The organism is Flavobacterium psychraerolatum (assembly GCF_025960985.1).
Lineage (GTDB): Bacteria > Bacteroidota > Bacteroidia > Flavobacteriales > Flavobacteriaceae > Flavobacterium.
In genome coordinates this window covers 1-21,671 of the sequence record NZ_JAOQMX010000029.1, presented here as the reverse complement: position 1 = coordinate 21,671, position 21,671 = coordinate 1, and the positions used below count along the sequence as shown (strand labels likewise).

General features: G+C 33.7%; 18 protein-coding genes and 1 pseudogene. 18 read left to right on the top strand and 1 reads right to left on the bottom strand.

All coding sequences use genetic code 11. From position 1 onward, the window contains the following. The first annotated feature begins 162 nt into the window (after positions 1–162). The 18 genes from M2326_RS11530 to M2326_RS11445 all read left to right on the top strand — a co-directional run bounded on the left by M2326_RS11530 (position 163) and on the right by M2326_RS11445 (position 21,342). On the top strand, positions 163–1,542 hold the full coding sequence (locus M2326_RS11530; protein WP_264619712.1) for a sensor histidine kinase: 1,380 nt from the start codon (positions 163–165) through the stop codon (positions 1,540–1,542). Between the two features lie 325 nt (positions 1,543–1,867). Then, a complete protein-coding gene (locus M2326_RS11525) occupies positions 1,868–6,229 on the top strand; it encodes a CusA/CzcA family heavy metal efflux RND transporter (protein ID WP_264619711.1) in 4,362 nt (1,453 codons plus the stop codon). A 14-nt stretch (positions 6,230–6,243) separates the two neighbouring features. Further along, positions 6,244–7,416 carry an efflux RND transporter periplasmic adaptor subunit gene (locus M2326_RS11520; RefSeq protein ID WP_264619710.1) on the top strand — a complete coding sequence of 391 codons (1,173 nt, stop codon included), beginning with the start codon at positions 6,244–6,246 and terminating at the stop codon, positions 7,414–7,416. Positions 7,417–7,433: 17 nt separating this feature from the next. Continuing rightward, complete coding sequence (locus M2326_RS11515; protein WP_264619709.1) at positions 7,434–9,446, top strand: heavy metal translocating P-type ATPase; 2,013 nt, start codon at positions 7,434–7,436, stop codon at positions 9,444–9,446. A 129-nt stretch (positions 9,447–9,575) separates the two neighbouring features. After that, complete coding sequence (locus tag M2326_RS11510) at positions 9,576–10,058, top strand: DUF2231 domain-containing protein (protein ID WP_264619708.1); 483 nt, start codon at positions 9,576–9,578, stop codon at positions 10,056–10,058. Positions 10,059–10,340: 282 nt separating this feature from the next. Next, complete coding sequence (hisG, locus tag M2326_RS11505) at positions 10,341–11,198, top strand: ATP phosphoribosyltransferase (RefSeq protein ID WP_264619707.1); 858 nt, start codon at positions 10,341–10,343, stop codon at positions 11,196–11,198. Between the two features lie 88 nt (positions 11,199–11,286). Beyond that, the gene (locus M2326_RS11500; RefSeq protein ID WP_264619706.1) at positions 11,287–11,655 is read left to right on the top strand and encodes a PH domain-containing protein; all 369 of its coding nucleotides are present in this window, start codon (positions 11,287–11,289) and stop codon (positions 11,653–11,655) included. Positions 11,656–11,751: 96 nt separating this feature from the next. Continuing rightward, on the top strand, positions 11,752–13,053 hold the full coding sequence (hisD, locus tag M2326_RS11495; RefSeq protein WP_264619705.1) for a histidinol dehydrogenase: 1,302 nt from the start codon (positions 11,752–11,754) through the stop codon (positions 13,051–13,053). Positions 13,054–13,079: 26 nt separating this feature from the next. Next, positions 13,080–13,535: a DUF1569 domain-containing protein gene (locus tag M2326_RS11490; protein WP_264619704.1), complete on the top strand. Its 456-nt coding sequence runs from the start codon at positions 13,080–13,082 to the stop codon at positions 13,533–13,535. Between the two features lie 16 nt (positions 13,536–13,551). Beyond that, positions 13,552–14,598, top strand: a complete 1,047-nt coding sequence (gene hisC, locus M2326_RS11485) for a histidinol-phosphate transaminase (RefSeq protein ID WP_264619703.1) — start codon at positions 13,552–13,554, stop codon at positions 14,596–14,598. Between the two features lie 81 nt (positions 14,599–14,679). Beyond that, positions 14,680–15,291, top strand: coding sequence for a hypothetical protein (locus tag M2326_RS11480; protein ID WP_264619702.1), 612 nt, complete (start codon positions 14,680–14,682; stop codon positions 15,289–15,291). 251 nt (positions 15,292–15,542) lie between these two features. After that, the gene (hisB, locus tag M2326_RS11475) at positions 15,543–16,679 is read left to right on the top strand and encodes a bifunctional histidinol-phosphatase/imidazoleglycerol-phosphate dehydratase HisB (protein ID WP_264619701.1); all 1,137 of its coding nucleotides are present in this window, start codon (positions 15,543–15,545) and stop codon (positions 16,677–16,679) included. Between the two features lie 107 nt (positions 16,680–16,786). Next, positions 16,787–17,380 carry an imidazole glycerol phosphate synthase subunit HisH gene (gene hisH, locus M2326_RS11470; RefSeq protein WP_264619700.1) on the top strand — a complete coding sequence of 198 codons (594 nt, stop codon included), beginning with the start codon at positions 16,787–16,789 and terminating at the stop codon, positions 17,378–17,380. Between the two features lie 14 nt (positions 17,381–17,394). After that, positions 17,395–18,135, top strand: coding sequence for a 1-(5-phosphoribosyl)-5-[(5-phosphoribosylamino)methylideneamino]imidazole-4-carboxamide isomerase (gene hisA, locus M2326_RS11465; RefSeq protein ID WP_264619699.1), 741 nt, complete (start codon positions 17,395–17,397; stop codon positions 18,133–18,135). A 44-nt stretch (positions 18,136–18,179) separates the two neighbouring features. Then, positions 18,180–18,935, top strand: coding sequence for an imidazole glycerol phosphate synthase subunit HisF (hisF, locus tag M2326_RS11460; protein WP_108741389.1), 756 nt, complete (start codon positions 18,180–18,182; stop codon positions 18,933–18,935). 102 nt (positions 18,936–19,037) lie between these two features. Continuing rightward, positions 19,038–19,637, top strand: a complete 600-nt coding sequence (gene hisIE / locus M2326_RS11455; RefSeq protein WP_264619698.1) for a bifunctional phosphoribosyl-AMP cyclohydrolase/phosphoribosyl-ATP diphosphatase HisIE — start codon at positions 19,038–19,040, stop codon at positions 19,635–19,637. Between the two features lie 119 nt (positions 19,638–19,756). After that, on the top strand, positions 19,757–20,881 hold the full coding sequence (locus tag M2326_RS11450; RefSeq protein ID WP_264619697.1) for an alpha/beta hydrolase: 1,125 nt from the start codon (positions 19,757–19,759) through the stop codon (positions 20,879–20,881). A gap of 71 nt (positions 20,882–20,952) precedes the next feature. Then, positions 20,953–21,342, top strand: coding sequence for an acyltransferase family protein (locus M2326_RS11445; RefSeq protein ID WP_264619696.1), 390 nt, complete (start codon positions 20,953–20,955; stop codon positions 21,340–21,342). Between the two features lie 151 nt (positions 21,343–21,493). On the opposite strand, the pseudogene M2326_RS11440 reads toward M2326_RS11445, so the two are convergent. Beyond that, positions 21,494–21,671: pseudogene (locus M2326_RS11440) on the bottom strand (IS1595 family transposase); the annotation flags it as partial.

Below are 21,671 nucleotides of genomic sequence, written 5' to 3'. Positions count from 1 at the left end.
ACAAATTTATTTCTGTTTTGCTATTCGTGTAATTATTATTTTAAGTTCAAAAAATGCGTATATATCTGTAATAGTTATGTCATTTTTTCACATTATACATCTCATAACCATGTAAAGTGAAAATATTCCTAAGAATCACTATTAATATTGTAAAAATTTATCATGAAACCACTTTCATTCAAAAATAAAATTGCATTTTACTATATCATTACCACAGCAATCCTTGTATTTGTGGTTTTTTTTTCAATTTATACTATAGTTAAAACCAATGTAAATGCGCATTTGAACAATGATATTCTTAAAGAAGTCAAAAATCACTTGAATGAAATCACAATTAAAAACGGTAGATATTATCTAATTCATCTCGAAGAATGGACAGAAAGAGAACACAATACTGTCGATGTGAATCCTGTTTTTATTGAATTTCTTAATCAAGATAAACAATTACTCGCAAAATCACCCAACCTAAAAAAACACAAATTAGTTTTCAATACCAACAAACCAGATAATGATTTATTTGATGCTGAATTAGTACGTGCAAAAATCCGTCAAATTCAAGTTCCAATTTTAGAAGGTCAACGAACCATCGGTTATTTGGTTATCGCCATGTCCCTAGAAGGAACATCTGTTGTATTGAATGATTTATCGCATATTTTAATCGTTTCCTACCCGTTAATTTTATTGGTCTTATTTCTCATTGCACGATTAATTGCGGGTCGTAGCATTCAACCCATCAATGCCATCATCAAAACCTCAGACAAAATCACTAAAGACAATCTGTCGGCACGAATCCCATTGCCACATACCAAAGATGAACTGTTTGTCCTTTCAGATACTATTAATAATTTATTGAACCGAATCGAAAATGCCGTTGACCGTGAAAAACAATTCACTTCTGATGCTTCTCATGAACTTCGTACACCATTGACAGTAATTAAGGGAACACTTGAAGTATTAGTTAGAAAACCTAGAACAGAAGCTGAGTATTACGATAAAATAAAGTACTGTATCAACGAAGTAAATCGTCTCAACCGGCTTGTAGATGAACTTTTACTCTTGGCTCGTTTCGAAGACCAAAAGCAATCTATTATTATTCAGCCACTCAATCTCCTTCCCGTTGTAGAGGATATTGTCAATAGAAAAAATAGAGAAAGTCAGTCCTCTAGATTACGTATTAAGAACTATACCACCACACCTGCAACCATTGCATCTGATGCGTATTTGCTATCCATTATCCTGAATAATATCATTTCAAACGCCCTTAAATATTCGCATACAAATCAAGAGGTAGTAATTGAAATTCATTCGATAAATCAAAAAATAGAATGTCACATTATTGATTCAGGAATTGGAATTCCGCCAGCCGATTTAGATAAAGTGTTCCATCCTTTCTACCGTGCCAAAAATCATAACGATATTACCAGCAAAGGCATCGGTTTGGGGTTATCTATCGTTAAAAGACTTAGTGATTTATTACCTCTTACACTTATTGTAAAAAGCATAGAAAACAAAGGGACAGTGGTAAAGTTACTATTTAAGTAATTTACAGTAGTGTTTTTAAAATAATTATGAGGTATCATTAAGTAGTTCCAATAACTATAGTACTTACAGATAGGACCCAAAAAATTACAGCCGAAGGTCATGGAATTCCAATTAAATAAAATTAAGTGAAGTAATCTTTTATATAGCAGAAAATGCCCCATAAAAAGATTTACACTGCAATTATTTATGCAGAATTTCCAGTAATTACTAGTGATTACTAGTGATTTTCCTAAATATTTAAGCCTAATCTATACAATACTTAAGCCAATCTTAAGTCTCTTTTATAATTTATAAATTAGTTTTGTAATTCTAAATTAGAATTGAAATGTTAGAAAAAATTATTGATTTTAGTCTCAAAAACAAACTAATCATAGGCTTAATAGTGATGGGTTTAGTTATTTTGGGAGTTTATTCTATTCGGATTTTACCTATTGATGCTGTTCCAGACATTACAAACAATCAAGTTCAAATTATCACCACATCTCCAAGCAATGGTGCTGAAGATATCGAAAGGTTTGTAACATTTCCTGTGGAACAAACTATGGCAACTATCAAAGGTATTGAAGAAGTACGCTCCTTTAGTCGTTTTGGACTGTCGGTTGTTACAGTAGTTTTTGAGGAAGATATCGATGTATATTGGGCAAGACAACAAGTAAGTGAACGACTAAACGAAGCCATGGACCAAATTCCAAAAGGAATGGGAACACCACATATGTCACCTGTTTCTACTGGATTAGGAGAAATATATCAATATGTAATCCATACTCAAAAAGGGTATGAGTCCAAATACAATGCAACCAAGTTACGTACCATGCAAGATTGGATTGTACGTCGTCAATTGTTAGGTGTAGAAGGAATTGCTGATGTGAGTAGTTTTGGAGGGTTTCTAAAGCAATATGAAATAGCATTGAATCCAGATAAATTACGAAGCATGAACATTAGCATCAAAGATGTTTTTGATGCTTTGTCCAAAAATAATCAAAACACAGGCGGTGCTTATATTGATAAAAATCCGAACGCTTATTTCATTCGGTCAGAAGGATTAATAAAGAGTATCGATGACATCGAAAATATTGTTGTTAAAACCAATACTAATAGTGTACCAGTCCTGATTCGTAATGTTGCCGAGGTAAAAATTGGGGCAGCTACACGCTATGGGGCCATGACTAGAAACGATGAAGGAGAAGTCGTGGGAGGTCTAGTATTGATGTTAAAAGGAGCAAATGCCTCAAAAGTAATCGAAAATGTAAAAATTCGAATTGAACAAATTCAAAAAACCTTGCCAGAAGGAGTTACGATAGAGCCTTTCTTGGACCGAACAAAATTAGTGGATAGTGCCATAAAAACGGTGTCTACTAACTTATTAGAAGGAGCTTTAATTGTTATTTTTATTTTAGTTTTATTTTTAGGAAATTTAAGAGCTGGTTTGATAGTAGCTTCGGTAATTCCCTTGGCAATGTTGTTTGCTATTTGTCTTATGGTTTTATTTGGTGTAGAAGGGAATTTAATGAGTCTTGGCGCACTGGATTTTGGGTTAATTGTCGATGGAGCCGTTATTATCATTGAAGCAACTATGCATTATTTGTACTATAAGCACAAAGGACAAATTTTAACGCAAACCCAAATGGACCAAAGCGTATTGAGCAATGCGCGCAAAATGATGAGTTCGGCAGCCTTTGGACAAATTGTAATCTTAATAGTGTATTTGCCAATTTTGGCTCTCGTTGGTATTGAGGGAAAAATGTTTCGTCCTATGGCCCAAACCGTTTCCTTTGCTATTCTGGGAGCATTTCTACTTTCGTTAACGTACGTTCCTGTGATGAGTTCATTATTTTTGAGTAAGAAGATAGCCGATAAAGAAAATATTTCGGACAGAATCATTCATTCGATTCAAAAAGTGTATACACCAATGCTAAATTTCGCATTACAATTCAAAATACTAATTGTCAGTGTTGCTCTTGGTTTATTGGTAATTAGCGGTATTGTTTTTACTTTTTTGGGAGCAGAGTTTATTCCAACCTTAGATGAAGGAGATTTTGCCGTTGAAACTAGAACCTTAACAGGAAGTAGTTTGTCATATACTGTTGAGCAAGCTCAAAAAGCAGCAAAAGTTTTGAAAGATAATTTTCCTGAAGTAAAAGAAGTAATCGGGAAAATAGGTTCGTCAGAGATTCCGACAGACCCAATGGGCGTAGAGGCTTGTGACTTGATAATTATTCTAAAAGATAAAAGCGAGTGGACAACCACGGATAATAGAATAGATTTGGCTGAGAAAATGCATGCAAAATTAGAGCAACATATTGCAGGAACAACCTTTGGTTTTCAACAACCAATTCAAATGCGTTTCAACGAATTGATTTCGGGCGTAAAACAAGATGTTGCAGTCAAAATTTATGGTGAAGATTTAACTAATCTAGCAAAATATGCCAAACTTATTGGTAAAATAGCAAGTAAAATTGAAGGTGCTTCAGATATATATGTGGAGCAAGTTTCGGGCTTACCTCAAGTGGTGATTAAATTTCATAGAGATAAAATTGCGCAATTTGGTTTGAATATTCAAGATGTGAATACCGTTATTCGTTCAGGATTTGCCGGTGAGACTGCAGGATTAGTTTTTGAAGGCGAAAAGAAATTTGACTTAGTAGTTCGTTTAGATAATACCAATCGCCAGAGTTTGGATGATGTTAAAAACCTGTTTGTGACTGCTCCAAACGGAAATCAAATTCCGTTAGAACAAGTTGCAAGTATTAATTTTAAAGAAGGACCAAACCAAATTCAGCGAGAAGATGCTAAACGTAGAATTATAGTGGGTTTCAATGTTCGTGGTCGGGATGTAGAAAGTACTGTTAAAGAAATACAACAAAAAATTAACCAACAAGTAAAATTTGATGTGGGCTACTATGCAACTTATGGAGGTGCTTTCGAGAATTTAATTGCTGCCAAAGAACGTTTGGCCGTGGCGGTTCCTGCTTCATTACTATTAATTTTTTTATTATTATTTTTTGCTTTTAATTCTATTAAGCAAGCCACTTTGATATTTACTGCAATTCCGCTTTCTGCAATTGGTGGGATATTTGCACTTTGGATTCGAGGAATGCCTTTCAGTATTTCGGCCGGGGTAGGATTTATAGCCTTGTTTGGAGTGGCTGTTTTGAACGGTATTGTTCTTATAGCCGAATTTAATTCTCTTAAAAAAGAAGGAATTACCGATTTGAAACAAATAGTGATTAAAGGAACTGCGGTGCGATTGCGTCCTGTAATTATGACGGCATTGGTAGCATCATTAGGTTTTTTGCCAATGGCAATGTCTCATGGTGCAGGTGGTGAAGTACAAAAACCATTGGCAACAGTAGTAATTGGAGGATTGTTTACAGCTACTTTATTAACACTCTTAATATTGCCAATTCTTTATATTTGGTTCGAAAAATTTAATAAAAAAACGATGAAAACAAATGCAACCGTTGTTATTATAATTTTGTTACTTACAGCCAATTTTGCTTCAGCTCAAACAAATCCTTTAAGCTTAAATCAAGCAATTGAACAAGGATTGTTAAATAATAAGGAAATTATCACTTCACAATTGGATATTAAATACCAACAGCAACTAAAAAGGGCAAGTATAGAGATTCCAAAAACGTATCTTTCTAGCCAATTAGGACAATACAATAGTGATTTTAATGATAATAGTTTTACTATATCACAAACAATACCATTTCCAACGATTTTTTCTGCGAATGCTTCCTTAGGAAGTGCATTGGTAAAAAGTAGTGAACTAAAGGCGAACATAACAAAAAGTGAATTGGTTTATCGTATTAAGCAAACCTATTCCAATTTGCAATATTTATATACAAGAGAAACTCTTTTGGAAAAACAAGATAGTATTTACAAAGGTTTTGTAAAATCAGCATCGTTACGTTATAAAACAGGTGAAAGTAGTATACTTGAAAAAAGCACAGCCGAAACCCAATTATACGAAACGCAAAATACTTTAAAAGAAAATAAGGCAAATATTAATGTCTATTTATCGCAATTACAAACACTTTTAGGAAGTCAAGAAGCCATTTTATTAGCTGATAAAATGCTTGTAGAAAACTCTTTTTTAGAAACAAATAAGGATAAAACAATAACTCAAAACCCTATTTTGGCCTACTTTAATCAACAGGTAAATGTAGCTGAAAAGCAGAAAAAAGTAGAAGCTGCCAAAACATTACCAGATATTACTGTTGGTTATTTTAATCAATCCCTTATTGGTTCACAAATAAGTGCAACAAATATTAATTTAGCCACTGGGAGCAATCGTTTTCAAGGGGTTAATTTAGGATTATCAATTCCAATATTCTATGGTTCTTATACTGCTAAAATAAAATCAGAAAATACAAAGCAAGATATTGCTAAAACTGCGGTAGTTAGTAACGAAATGAGTTTGAAAGGGCAATACACACAAGCCAAAATGGAGTTTCAAAAAAGTAAAGCCAGTTTGGAATATTATAAAACATCGGGCATACCCAACGCCAATTTAATTTCATCAAAAAGTCAAATAGCTTACCAAAAGGGTGAAATTAGTTATTCAGAAAATCTTTTAAACTTAAGAACGGCCAACGGTATTCAGGAAAATTATTTATCAGCCATCTTACAATATAACCAAAGTATAGCACTTTTAGAACATCTTTCAGGAAAAACGAAATAACAAAACAAAGACTTATGAAATCAAAATATAAAATAATAACCTTACTATTAATTACGACCTTCTTCGTGGGTTGTGGAAATAAGAATAAGGATGAAACTCCAGCGAAAGAAGAATCAACAGTTGCCACTGACGTTGTTGCAGTTACTGAGGATCAGTTTAAAATGTCAGCTATTCAACTCGGAAAAATTGAAGAAAAGGAATTAAGCGGTACCATCAAAGTGAATGGAATGCTTGACGTACCTCCACAAAATTTGGTTTCTATTTCTGCCCCTTTTGGAGGATTTGTAATTAGTACAGAAATGCTTCAAGGATTTAAGGTAAAAAAAGGTCAAGTGGTAGCTTTGATGCAAAATCCTGATTATGTGCAGCCACAACAAGACTATATTGATTATAAAAGCCAATTAAACTATTTGAAATTAGAATATGAGCGTCAGCAAGAATTGGCAAAAGAAAATGTAAATGCCCAAAAGACAGTGCAGAAATCGAAATCGGATTACGAAAGTATGAAAGTTAGAGTGTTGGGGTTGAAAACCAAACTTCATTTGATGAATGTAGGAATAGAAAGTTTAGAAAAAGGAAATATTCAAACAGTTCTACCATTATTTTCTTCTATCAACGGGTATGTTACAAAGGTAAACACCAATGTAGGGGCTTTTGTAACACCTACAGATGTATTGTTTAAAATTGCTGATACAGAACATTTACACGCCGAGTTGACTGTTTTTGAAAAAGATGTTCCTAAACTTAAAATTGGTCAAAAAGTTCGTTTTACCTTAGCAAATGAAACAAAGGAAAGAATGGCAACGGTACATTTAGTTGGGAAAGAAATAAGTCAGGAAAGAACCGTACAGATTCATTGTCATTTGGATCAAGAGGATACTCATCTTTTACCGGGAATGTATTTGAAAGCCTTAGTTGAAAGCGGTAGTAGTAATGTGCCTGCTGTAACTTCAAAAGCTATTGTAGAATTTGAAGGAAATAAATATATTTTTATTGCTGATAAAAACACATCAAAAGAAAGAGGCATTACACATTATAAAATGGTGCAGATTAAAGTAGGTGTTTCAGAATTAAATTATACAGAACTTATTTTTGATACTCCAACAAATTGGCAAAATTGGAAAGTAGTCACTAATGGAGCTTATGATTTGCTTTCGAAAATGAAAAATAGTGAAGAAGAGGAATAAATAATAGAATAATTACTATGGAAAATAAAACTTCAATTCAAAATTGTTCTCCAAAAGATGAAAAAGGAAACAGCTGTTGCTCAACTGATATAAAAATATCTTTCGATAAAAAACAGCATCACAATCATAATGAACATGATAACGGACATAATCATGGGGATAGTGATGAAAATGAATCTATTTTTAAAAAATATTTACCCGCAATCATTAGTTTTATGCTTTTGGTTTCAGGAATTATTTTTGAACAAACTAATACTGATTTTTTTACGTTTCCAATTAACCTAATTTGGTATGCAATTGCATATGTTTTTGTAGGACTTCCTGTGAATATTCAAGCGTTAAAACAAATCAAACAAGGGAATTTTTTCTCCGAATTCTTTCTGATGTCTATCGCTACCATTGGAGCTTTTTGCATAAATCAATATTCCGAAGGGGTTGCCGTTATGTTGTTTTATGCTGTTGGTGAATTATTTCAAGATGCTGCCGTAAACAATGCAAAACGCAGTATCAAAGCCTTGCTAGACGTACGTCCAGATACGGTAAATGTGTTGCGGAATGACGAAGTGGTAACCGTAGACCCTGCTGAGGTATCTATTGATGAAATTATTCAAGTACGCCCGGGAGAAAAGGTGGCCTTAGATGGATTATTGATTTCGGATCGTGCTTCCTTCAATACTGCTGCACTTACAGGCGAAAGCAAACCAGATACCAAGAAAAAAGAAGAAGTGGTTTTGGCAGGAATGATTAACTTAAATTCAGTTGCCGAGATTCAAGTAACTACACTTTTCAAAGACAGTAAACTTTCCAAAATTTTAGAAATGGTGCAAGACGCCACTGCCAGAAAATCAAAAACACAATTGTTTATTACCAAATTTGCTAAGGTATATACGCCAATTATAGTGTATTTGGCCATTGCAATTGTATTTTTACCGTATCTATTTGTTTCCAATTATGTGTTTTCAAATTGGTTGTATCGTGCTTTGGTATTCTTGGTGATATCTTGCCCATGCGCTTTGGTTATTTCTGTTCCCTTAGGTTATTTTGGTGGAATAGGTTTGGCTTCTCGAAACGGAATTCTGTTCAAAGGGAGTAATTTTCTTGACGTAATGACCAAAGTTACAGCAGTTGTTATGGATAAAACGGGCACGATAACCAAAGGTGTTTTTAAAGTGCAAAGCGTGATAACAAATCGATTGAAGAAAGAGGAATTCCTACTACTAACTGCAGCATTAGAAAGTAAATCTACACATCCAATTGCTGTGGCTATTGTAGATTACGCACTAGATATCTATAAAAACGCGACAATTGAGGCTGTGGAAGAGATTCCAGGTTATGGATTAAAGGGAGTTATAAACGGTAAAGAAGTTTTAGCTGGTAATGCTAAATTATTGAAAAAGTTTGGTATCGATTATGATAAAGTAATTGAAACAATTGCTGATACGATTGTAGTAGTAGCTGTAAATAGGTCTTATGCAGGATATATCACTATTGCTGACGAAATCAAAGAAGATGCTGCACAAACAATAAAAGCTTTGCACAAATTAGGTATCAAAACCATAATGTTATCTGGAGACAAGCAGAGCGTGGTAGATATGGTAGCCAAAAAAATAGGTATAGTAACTGCTTTTGGAAATCTATTACCAGAGGATAAAGTTGCCAAAGTACAAGAACTGAAAGCTCAAAATTATAAAATTGCCTTCGTGGGTGATGGTGTTAATGATGCTCCTGTGATTGCATTGGCAGATGCTGGTATTGCCATGGGTGGTTTGGGTAGCGATGCCACTATAGAAACAGCAGATATTGTGATACAGAATGATCATCCTAGTAAAATTCCAACCGCCATACAAATAGGTAGAGAAACACGTAAAATTGTAATGCAGAATATTGGTCTGGCCTTTGGTGTAAAATTAGTAGTTCTTATCCTCGGGGCTGGTGGACTTGCGACCTTATGGGAAGCTGTTTTTGCAGATGTTGGTGTAGCACTGCTGGCAATTCTAAATGCAGTTAGAATTCAAAAAATGAAGCTTTGATACTTTAGAAGTGGTATTTTGAGATAAAAAACTCATAAAATATTTTTTTGTTTTCGATACCCGAAAAAACTGTCTTATCTTTGATATTAAAAGAAAATATTAAAAACACTTTACAAATTTTTAAAAATCATGAACGACGCTCATTTGCATTTAATGGTCAATCATTTTCCAATCGTTGGATTAATTTTTGGTTTCGGAATTTTAATTTCAGGACTGTATTTTCGAAATAATGGAATAAAAAACACGGCCTATTCTGTATTTTTAGTGGCTGCTATTGCGGCTTTTTTGAGTATGTATACAGGAGAAGGAGCAGAAGAATTAGTTGAAGATATGCCAAGTATTGGACATCAAATTATTCACGAGCATGAGGAATATGCAGAGAAACTTGCTTTAATACTATACGCAATGGGGCTTTTGTCAGTTTATGGTTTTTATTTGAATATCAAAACGCATACAAGAGCACGTTTGATTTCCATCATTGTTTTGGTAATTGCGGGGATCGCACTAGTTTTTGCCTTAAAAACGGGAGAGACAGGTGGAGAAGTGAGACATACCGAAATTCGCGAAACTTCAGTAAAGATAATTCCGATCGAAAAAGAATACGAAAAATAGTTTTGTAACAATTTGTTGTTTATAAGTGTAATAAAAATTGCTGCATATTTAAAATAAAAAGTATATTTGCATTGCAACAAAAAAGTTAAACATTATATATCATGTTATCAAATCAAGTACATCATCATCATTTTCATTATTGCTCTCAAGCGATGTGTTAATGGTATGCATGTAGTTCATCATATTAATAAACCCGTTTGAGCACATCAAACGGGTTTTTCATTGTGTGTTAAGTCCTTTGTGCTCAAACACATTCAATAAATATAAAAAAAAACAAAAAAAATGAGTACGTTAAAAATTGCAATTCAAAAATCAGGTAGATTAAACGAAGAAAGTATTCAAATTCTTAAAGATGCGGGTATTTCAATCAATAATGGTATAGATCAATTAAAAGCAGAAGCTTCTAATTTTCCGTTAGAAGTATTGTATTTAAGAAATTCAGATATTCCACAATATTTGATTGATGGAGTTGTAGATATTGCCATTGTCGGAGATAATTTATTGGTCGAAAAAGGGAAAAATATTGAAGTAATTCAAAAATTAGGTTTTTCGAAATGTAAAGTTTCTATTGCTGTACCTAAAGCATTTGAATACAATTCAATTCAAGATTTAAACGGTTTACGTGTGGCGACTTCATACCCAAATACTGTTATAGACTATTGTAATTCAAAAGGAGTTTCTGTAGATATTCACCAGATTTCTGGTTCTGTCGAAATTGCACCAAATATAGGATTAGCAGATGCAATTGTAGATATCGTTTCTAGCGGAAGTACTTTATTTAAAAACAATTTGAAAGAGGTTGAAGTAATTTTTAAAAGTGAAGCAGTATTAGCAGTTTCTCCAAAAGTTTCTCCTGAAGCCCAGAGAATTATCAACACATTAAAATTTAGAATCGAATCGGTTTTAAGAGCTCGAAAATCGAAATACATTTTAATGAATGTACCAAACGATAAAATCGAAGCAATCAGCGGTATTCTTCCAGTGTTGAAAAGTCCAACAGTAATGCCATTAGCGCAAGAAGGTTGGAGTAGTGTACACACAGTAATTGATAAAGATACTTTCTGGGAAGTAATCGACCAATTGAAAGAAGCTGGTGCCGAAGGGATTCTGGTTTGCCCAATTGAGAAAATGGTGCTTTAATTTTTTTTAACTTAGAATGAATACTAAATTTTCATTTTATAAATTAAGTTATAATAAAAAGAGGTGTTTGTTAATTTAAGAGAAAAACATGGGTAACTACGTAAATAACCATTTAATCAAAGAGGAGCATGTTGAATTTGAAACAACATATCACTGGATTATTTTTTGTAATCTAAAAGCAATTCTAACCCTATTTATTTATCCATTAATTCATAAATATACTGACGAATTTGCTATCACAAATCGACGTGTAATTATAAAAACAGGATTAATTAGTAGGTATTCATTTGAAATGAATCTATCAAAAATTGAAAGTATCAATGTTGATCAAGGAATATTAGGAAGGATTCTCGGTTATGGATCAATTCGAATTGTTGGATCTGGTGGGACAAAAGAAATATTTCCAAATATTTTGAATCCATTAGAATTTAGAAAAAAATTTCAAGAATTATCATAGTGAAAATCGTATGTAATTATATCAAAGTCTATAAGTTAATAGGTAAAAGATAGTAAGTACGAATTATTAAAAGTTTGTTTTTAAATAAATAAAACAATGAACAAAATATACAACCCCGCTAAGGAAACTTGGGCTTCTATTTTAGAAAGACCCACCAAAACGGTAAACGATATAGAACAAACGGTAAAAGAAATTTTTGCGGCTGTTCAAAAAGACGGAGATGCGGCTGTGGCCAAATATACCACGCAGTTTGATGGAGTATACTTTGAAAATAGTGAAGTGACTGTAGCTGAAATTGAAACTGCTGTAGCTTCAATTCCAAATGATTTAAAAGAGGCTATTGCATTAGCGAAGGCAAATATAGAAGCCTTTCATCAAGCACAAAAAACATCTCGTGTATCGGTAGAGACAGCACCTGGTGTACAATGCTGGCAAGAAAAAAGACCAATCCAGAAAGTAGGTTTGTACATTCCTGGAGGGACAGCACCTTTGTTTTCGACGGTTCTAATGTTGGCAGTTCCCGCTAAAATTGCTGGTTGTAACGAAATTGTTTTGTGTTCTCCACCAGATAAAAACGGAAATATAAATCCTGCTATTTTGTATGCTGCAAACTTATGCGGTGTAACAAAAATTATCAAAGTTGGCGGAATCCAAGCCATCGCTGGAATGACGTTTGGAACGAAAGCGATTCCGAAAGTGTACAAGATTTTCGGACCTGGAAACCAATACGTGACTGTTGCTAAACAATTGGCAACACAGTTTGGTGTAGCGATTGATATGCCAGCTGGACCATCAGAATTATTGGTGGTTGCAGATGATACTGCAGTTCCTGCTTTTGTAGCTTCGGATTTACTTTCTCAAGCAGAGCATGGTGTTGATAGTCAGGTTGTTTTGGTTGCAACATCTAAAGAGATGATTGATGCCGTTGAAAAAGAAATTGAACTGCAATTAGAGCAATTACCGCGAAAAGCTATTGCCGAAAAGGCCATTGCAAATTCTAAATTAATCTATCTCAAAAATGATAAAATCGCATTGGAATTAATAGATGAATATGGTCCAGAACATTTTATTGTTTGCGTGAAAAACGAAAATTTTTATGTGAATAATATTGGGAATGCAGGTTCGGTTTTTATTGGAAATTACACACCCGAAAGTGCAGGTGATTATGCTTCGGGAACGAATCATACCTTACCAACCAATGGTTACGCAAAGAATTATAGCGGTGTAAACTTGGATAGTTTTATGAAATCGATGACCTTCCAAAAAATATCAGCAACTGGAATTCAAAATATCGGAACTGCTATTGAATTAATGGCAGAAGCCGAAGGTTTGCAAGCACATAAAAATGCAGTTAGTTTGCGTTTGGCTTTGATTGAGAATAACAAAAAGGCATTGTAGTTTTTTAGGAAAATAAAGAGGGAATAATGGAAAAATTGGAGCAACAGTTAAGTAGATTGGAAAGTAAAATTCCAGAAATAGATATAATTAATACCGCTATTTCTTCTAGTACTGTTGGCTGGCAAATTGCTCATACATTATTAACTTTTAATTTTATTGTTAGTACTCTTGAAAAATCAAAAGAAGAGAATTATAAGTGGAAATTTAATTTTATGCGGACGTTGGTTTTTACTTTAAATAAATTACCTAGAGGAAAAGCCAAAGCGCCAAAAATGGTGCAGCCTGAAAATAGTATTACAATAGAAAGCTTGAAAGAGAACTTGATTTTAGCAAAAAATAATTTAGAAATTATGAAGAATTTGAAATCAAATAATCATATTCCGCATCCTTATTTTGGTGAATTAAATTTAAAGCAAACAATTCGGTTTTTGCGAATTCATAACAACCATCATTTGAACATTATTGAGGATATTATTAAATAGTTTTTTAAAACAAAAGATGAAAAATTTTAACATACAAAATATAACCAGAGACAACGTCAAGTCATTAAAGCCTTATTCATCTGCAAGAGATGAGTTTAAGGATTTTGATGTTGCTCAGATGATCTTTTTGGATGCGAATGAAAATCCGTATCAAAATGGGGTGAATCGTTATCCAGACCCGCAGCAAATATCAGTAAAAGAAGTTTTAGCAAAAATGAAGAATGTAAATCCAAATCAGATTTTGCTAGGAAACGGAAGTGATGAAGTACTAGATTTGCTATTTAGAGCATTTTGTGAGCCTAAGGTTGATAACGTAATCAGTTTACCACCAACCTACGGTATGTATGGGGTTTTGGCAAACATCAATAATGTTGAGAATAAAGAGATTGTATTGTCGAACGATTTTCAGCCACAAGTAGAACAAATTCTAGATGCGGTTACGTCAAACACAAAAATCATCTTTTTGTGTTCGCCAAACAACCCAACGGGAAATTCATTTTCTACAGAAAGTGTGATTACCATACTAGAGAAATTTAATGGTTTAGTTGTAATTGATGAAGCGTATATCGACTTTTCAGATAAAGCAAGTTGGTTAGAGAAATTGGAACAATATCCTAATTTGATAATCACCCAAACCTTATCAAAAGCGTATGGTTTGGCAGGAATTCGTTTAGGAATATGTTATGCCTCTACAGAAGTTATAGCGGTTATCAACAAAATAAAGCCTCCGTATAACGTAAACGAATTAACGCAACAAAGAGCACTAGAGCGTTTGAGTGATCCAGTTAAAATTCAAAACGAAATAGACTCAATCATAGCACAAAGGACTGTATTACTGCAAGTATTAGGTACGGTCTCTTTTGTAGAAAAAATTTACGCTACCGAAGCCAATTTTATCTTGATTAAAGTAGATAATGCAAACCAGCGTTACGCAGAGTTGATCGCCAAAGGAATTGTTATTCGAAATAGAACGACCCAAGCACTTTGCGAAAACACCTTACGATTGACTATCGGAACAGAAGAAGAAAATAATAAGCTGATGGAGGCATTGACAACGATTTAAAATAACCCTATCAGGGTTTTAAACCCTGATAGGGTTATTTGTATAATAGAATTAGTTTTTTTAATTTAATAATTTAAAAAAATGGAAGTAAAGCAACCTATAGAATATGGCAATTATTATCATATTTATAACAGAGGTAATAACGGAATTGATATTTTTTTATCAATCGAAAATTACAACCATTTTTTAAAATTATATGCTAAATATATTGAGCCGATTGCTGAAACTTTTGCTTGGTGTTTATTGAAAAATCATTTTCATATATTGGTACGCATCAAAGAAGAGAATGAAATTATAAATGAAGAGTTGAGTTATACAACAACCGAGATTCCGAAAGTGATTAATCCTTCGAGGCAGTTTTCGCATTTGTTTAATGCTTATACACAATCAGTCAATAAGAGGCATAATAGGACTGGGAGTTTATTTGAAGCAACTTTTGAAAGAAAGCTTGTTACATCAGAGCATTATTTTAAACAATTGATTTTTTATATTCATAACAATCCTGTTCATCATGGTTTTGTAACGGATATGAAATTATATCCTTGGTCGTCTTACGGGACAATCATTTCAGATAAGTCAACCAAGCTTAAAAGAAACGAAACAATTGAATTTTATGGTGATATTGAAAATTTTATTTTTTATCATAATGAAAATCAAAATATGAACGAAATTAATAATTTGATTATTGAATAGAACTATTATAATTATTTTTACTACCCTGTCAGGGTTTAGAACCCTGACAGGGTAGTAAAAATAGTGTAGTTTTGCGTGAGGGATAGTAGTGGAGCTCTTTTTAATCTTGCTATTTTTGCAAGAATAAAAAAGCGGGAACGTCCCGAGGCTTCGGGAGCTCGACCCGTAGGGACACGCCCTAATAATGATATTGAATAAGTAATTAAAGTTAGCTAAAGTTCAAAACCTAGCCGCTAAAAGCAATAAAAATAATGAAAAAAGTACTTTTTATCGATCGTGACGGAACGATTGTTTTGGAACCAGAAGGATACCAATTAGATAGTTTAGAGAAATTGGAGTTTTATCCAAAATCATTTCAGTATTTGGCTAAAATAGCCACCGAATTGGATTTTGAATTGGTAATGGTGACCAATCAAGACGGATTGGGAACGGATAGTTTTCCGGAAGATACGTTTTGGCCAACGCAAAACTTCATATTAAAAGCCTTTCAAAATGAAGGAGTACTATTTGATGATATTTTTGTAGACCGCTCTTTTCCTGAAGACAATGCGCCTACACGCAAGCCTCGTACAGGTATGTTGACTAAATATATTGATAATCCAAATTACGATTTGGTAAATTCATTTGTATTAGGTGACCGTTTGACTGATGTGGAATTGGCGAAAAATCTAGGAGCCAAAGCGATCTTTATGAATGATTCTGATGGAGCGGGTAGCGAAGAAATTAGTGCCAAAAGAGAAGAATTAGACGAAACTATCGTATTGCAATCTATGGATTGGAAAAAGATATATGAGTTTTTAAAATTAGAAGAGCGTACTGCGACTATTTCAAGAAAAACACACGAAACAGATATTTACATCAAACTAAATTTGGACGGAACGGGTCAAAGTAAAATTGATACCGGAATTGCCTTTTTTGACCATATGCTAGACCAAATTTCGCGTCATGGACAGATGGATTTGGAGATAAAAGTGGTGGGTGACCTAGAAGTTGATGAGCACCATACTATTGAAGATACTGCGATTGCATTGGGTGAAGTCTATGCAAAAGCGCTCGGAAATAAATTAGGAATTGAAAGATACGGTTTCTGTTTACCGATGGATGATTGTTTGGCGCAAGTAGCCATTGATTTTGGTGGAAGAAATTGGTTGATTTGGGAAACGGAATTCAAACGTGAGATGGTAGGTAAAATGCCGACTGAGATGTTTTTTCACTTTTTCAAATCGTTCTCTGATGGTGCAAAAGCAAACATTAATATCAAAGCAGAAGGCGATAATGAGCACCACAAGATCGAAGCCATTTTTAAAGCTTTCGCGAAAGCGATAAAAGTAGCGGTGAAACGTGATACAGAGAAAATGATTTTGCCGAGTACGAAGGGAATGCTTTAAAAAGGCTTTTAGCTATTAGCTTCTGGCTTTTGGCAAAATGCAAATTTTAAATTTAGTTATTGTGCTTGCAAAAAGCTAGCAGCCAATAGCCAAAAGCTTAACAAAAAATGAAAATAGTAATCATAAATTACGGAGCAGGAAATATTCAAAGTATTATGTTTGCCATCGAAAGATTGGGATATACTGCAGATTTGAGTAATGATCCTGACGAAATAAGAGCAGCGGATAAAGTGATTTTTCCTGGAGTAGGAGAGGCAAGTTATGCCATGAATATGTTACGCCAAAGTGGGTTGGACAGTTTGATTCCGACTTTGACACAACCTGTTTTAGGAATTTGTTTGGGTATGCAATTGATGTGTCACCACTCGGAAGAAGGCGATACAACAGGTTTGGGTATTTTTGATGTAAATGTGTATAAATATTCAAATAAGGTAAAAGTACCTCAAATGGGATGGAATACGATTTACAATTTAAAATCGGACTTGTTTAAAGGTATTGCCGAAAAAGAATATATGTATTTGGTACACAGTTTTTATGCACCATTGTGCAAAGAAACGATTTCGACTACTAATTATGAATTGGAATATTCATCGGCTCTAGAAAATAAAAACTTCTTTGGAACGCAATTTCACCCAGAAAAAAGTGGTGATGTTGGGGAACAAATTTTGAAAAACTTTCTACTTCTAACCTCTAATTTCTAACCTAGACTTTAACTATGAGAATAATACCAGCTATAGACATCATCGACGGAAAATGTGTACGTTTGTCAAAAGGAGATTACAATACAAAGATTATCTACAATGAAAACCCGCTTGAAGTAGCCAAAGAATTTGAGGCGCACGGAATAGAATATTTGCATTTAGTGGATTTGGATGGTGCGAAATCAAGCCGCATTATCAATCACAAAATATTAGAGCAAATTGCTACACAAACTAAATTAAAAATTGATTTTGGTGGTGGTTTGAAATCAGATGAAGATTTGAAAATTGCTTTCGAATCTGGTGCTAACCAAATTACGGGTGGAAGCATTGCTGTGAAAAACCGAGAAGTTTTTGAAAAATGGATCGCTAAATTTGGAGCAGACAAAATTATTTTGGGTGCAGATGCTAATAATGAAAAAGTAGCTGTTTCTGGATGGTTGGAAGAATCAGACCAAGAGTTAGTTCCTTTTATCCAAGGGTATCAATCGAAAGGGATTCAGTATGTGATTTGTACTGACATTGCCAAAGACGGAATGCTTGAAGGACCAAGTTTTGATCTCTACGAAAAGATTTTAAAGTCATGTAATATCAAATCGAGCGGAGTCGAGATTAAACTAATTGCCTCGGGTGGAATTTCAACTTTCGACGAATTACCAAAATTAGCCGAATTGGGTTGTGAAGGAACCATCATTGGTAAGGCGATTTACGAAGGAAGAATATCGTTGAAGCAATTGGAACAGTATATCATATCGTAGAGACGTTGAACTGCAACGTCTCTGTAGGAAAATAAAAAAACAACATGCTAACAAAAAGAATCATACCCTGTCTAGATATTAAAAACGGTCGAACGGTAAAAGGCGTAAATTTTGTAGATTTGCGTGATGCTGGTGACCCTGTAGAATTGGCCAAAATTTATTCTGACGAAGGTGCAGATGAATTAGTTTTTCTAGATATCTCAGCAACCGAAGAAAGAAGGCGTACATTATTTGATTTAGTTCGAAAAGTAGCCGCTACGATAAATATTCCGTTTACTGTTGGTGGTGGAATATCAGCTGTAGAAGATGTAGAAGTATTGTTGCAAAATGGTGCTGATAAGGTTTCTATCAACTCTTCTGCCGTAAAAAATCCGCAATTGATCAACGATTTGGCTCAGAAATTTGGAAGCCAATGTGTGGTAGTTGCCATTGATGCCAAACAAATTGATGGTCAATGGATTGTTCATTTGGTGGGCGGAAAAGTGCCAACAGAATTAAATTTATTCGATTGGGCGAAAGAAGTGGAACAACGTGGGGCAGGAGAAATCCTTTTTACCTCGATGAATAACGACGGAACCAAAAGCGGATTTGCAAATGAAGCTTTGGCTAAATTGTCAAGTTTAGTTAATATTCCGATTATCGCTTCTGGTGGTGCAGGAAATGTGCAGCATTTTATCGATACCTTTGTGGACGGAAAATCTGATGCCGCTTTGGCAGCAAGTGTTTTCCATTTTAAGGAAATCGAAATCAAAGCATTAAAACAAGAATTAAAAAATAATAATATTGAAGTAAGACTTTAGAAATAAGAGGTAGGAAGTAAGATGTTTGAAGTGTGAACAACGAACTCGAACTACTGATATTTAATTTCTAAATTCTAATTTCAAAATTTCAAAAATTACATAATGGAGATAGATTTTTCAAAAAGCGCACACGGATTAATTCCAGCAATTATACAAGACAGTGAAACTAAAAATGTTTTGATGTTGGGGTACATGAATGCCGAAGCATATCAAAAAACAGTTGAAACAGGAAAAGTAACGTTTTATAGCCGTTCTAAGCAAAGGCTTTGGACAAAAGGCGAAGAGAGTGGTAACTTCTTGAACTTGGTAGATATCAAAAACGATTGCGACGGTGATACTTTGTTAATTCAGGCGCAACCAGTCGGACCAACTTGTCATACAGGTGCCGATACCTGCTGGCAAACGCCAAACGTTGAGAGTTATGGTTTTATTTCCAAATTAGAAAATACTATCGAGTCTAGAATCAAAAATGCTGATTCAGAGAAAAGTTATGTAGCCTCCTTATTCAAATTGGGAATTAATAAAATTATTCAGAAAGTAGGTGAGGAAGCTGTTGAAGTTGTAATTGAAGCTAAAGACACTAATGATGATTTATTCTTAGGTGAAAGTGCTGATTTATTGTTTCATTACTTGATTTTGTTGCAAGCTAAAGGATTTAAATTAGACGATGTAGTTTCTGTTTTAAAAAGCCGTCAGAAGTAGATTTAATTTGTAAGAATATAGTATAAAAGCCCAATGGTTTTAATTTAACTGTTGGGCTTTTTTTTTAATTTCAAAAAAGTACCTTTGTCACTATAAGATATTTCCAAAATAGTGATAGAATGAAAGTGAATAATACCACAATTGATTTTCAAAACAAAAAAGTACCGAATACAAACAGTCTAATCATCGAATTAAAAACAGATGATATTGACGGTAGGCCAATTTACATTGCAGGTAATTTTAATAATTGGAGTACCCAAGATGAAAATTATAAATTAGAGCAGATTTCTGAAAATACGTATCAGTTTAAATTTAATATTGATCATACTTTTCCGGACTTACTTTTGTACAAATTTACAAAAGGGGATTGGAGTGCAGTTGAGATTGGAGAGAACGAAGAGATTACAGAAAATCGTTCGACTGCATTGAAATCGGGTATTCAAAAAGAGTATGTTCCAAAATGGAGACGTAATTGGCTTCCTTATAAACCGAATTTTCTACCCCAAGTAGTCTTGCTGTCTGATGAATTTGAGATTCCGCAACTTAATACTACTCGAAAAGTTTGGGCTTTGCTACCTCACGATTATGATCATACAACCGAGCATTATCCTGTATTGTATTTGCAAGATGCTCAAAATCTATTTCATGGTAATGCGGCCTACGGTAATTGGGAAATCGACAAAAAATTGGCTGTTATGGCAGAGTACAAAATTGGAAAAATTATTGTTGTAGCCGTAGAGCATGCTGATGGTGATAGATTAACAGAGTACAGTGTCGGAAAAACAGTTTTGGGTAAAGGGCAAGGAAAAAAATACATTCGATTTTTGACCGAAACGTTGAAACCTTATGTTGATCAAAATTTTAGAACTAAAAAAGATCGTAAGCACACCGGAATAGGTGGTAGTGCGATGGGAGCCTTGATTAGCATTTTTAGTGGTTTACGCAATCCAGAAGTTTTTGGGCGATTGATGATTTTTTCTCCCTCTCTTTGGGTAGCGCCTCAACTCAAAATTGATGTAGAAGTTGAAAATACAGATGATACAAAAATTTACCTTTATGCAGGCGCAGAAGAGCGTGAGAATATGGTCGATCATGTTCAAAAATTTAGAGAACGTTTGTTGCAAAGCGAATTTGTAAAAAGTAAAATGGAAATCAATTTGAGCATTAATAAAAACGGCGAGCACAATGAAAGTTATTGGAGTGATGAATTTCCAAAAGCTATTGAGTGGTTGTTTTTTAGATAATAATTCTAAAGTTGTGAGACACTTTCGAGCAACAGAAAACTGAAAATAAACCTAAAAAACGAATAAATATAGTGATTTCAGAGAATAAAAGTGACAAAATATTTTACGGGTTAGACCATTTAAGAGCATTAGCAATTTTTATAGTTTTCTTTTTTCATTATTTTATATTGAGTGGTGGAGAACCAAACTGGCTACCAGATTATGCAGGATTTGGTTGGACAGGAGTTGATTTATTTTTTGTATTGAGTGGTTTTCTAATTTCATCACAATTATTTTTAAAAATTAAACAAGAAAAAAAAATTTCATACAAAGATTTTTTTTTAAAACGAATTTTTAGAATTATTCCAGCATATTTAACTGTTGTAGTAATTTATTTTGTTTTCCCTGTCTTTAGGGAAAAAGAAAGTTTACCTTCAATTTGGAAATTTTTGACATTTACTCAAAACTTTGGACTGACTTAAAATATTATGGAACTTTTTCTCACGCATGGTCATTATGTGTGGAAGAACATTTTTACTTTTTCTTACCAATTTTCTTAATCATATTGCAAACTAAAAATATTTTTAAGAAATCATATTGGCTATTACTATTTCTATTTATTGAGGTAAGCAGTTAGCTACATATAATCTCCTTTTGACAAATATTATCTGCTTTTACCATTCTTTTGATTAAATTATTGAATATTGTGTCTTTGCTTTGTGAGCGGTTAATTCGGTAGCAGAACTCATCAAAGTATCGATTAATGTTTTTTTCGCTTACCCAAGAATAGGTTGTTCTAATCCAAGATTTA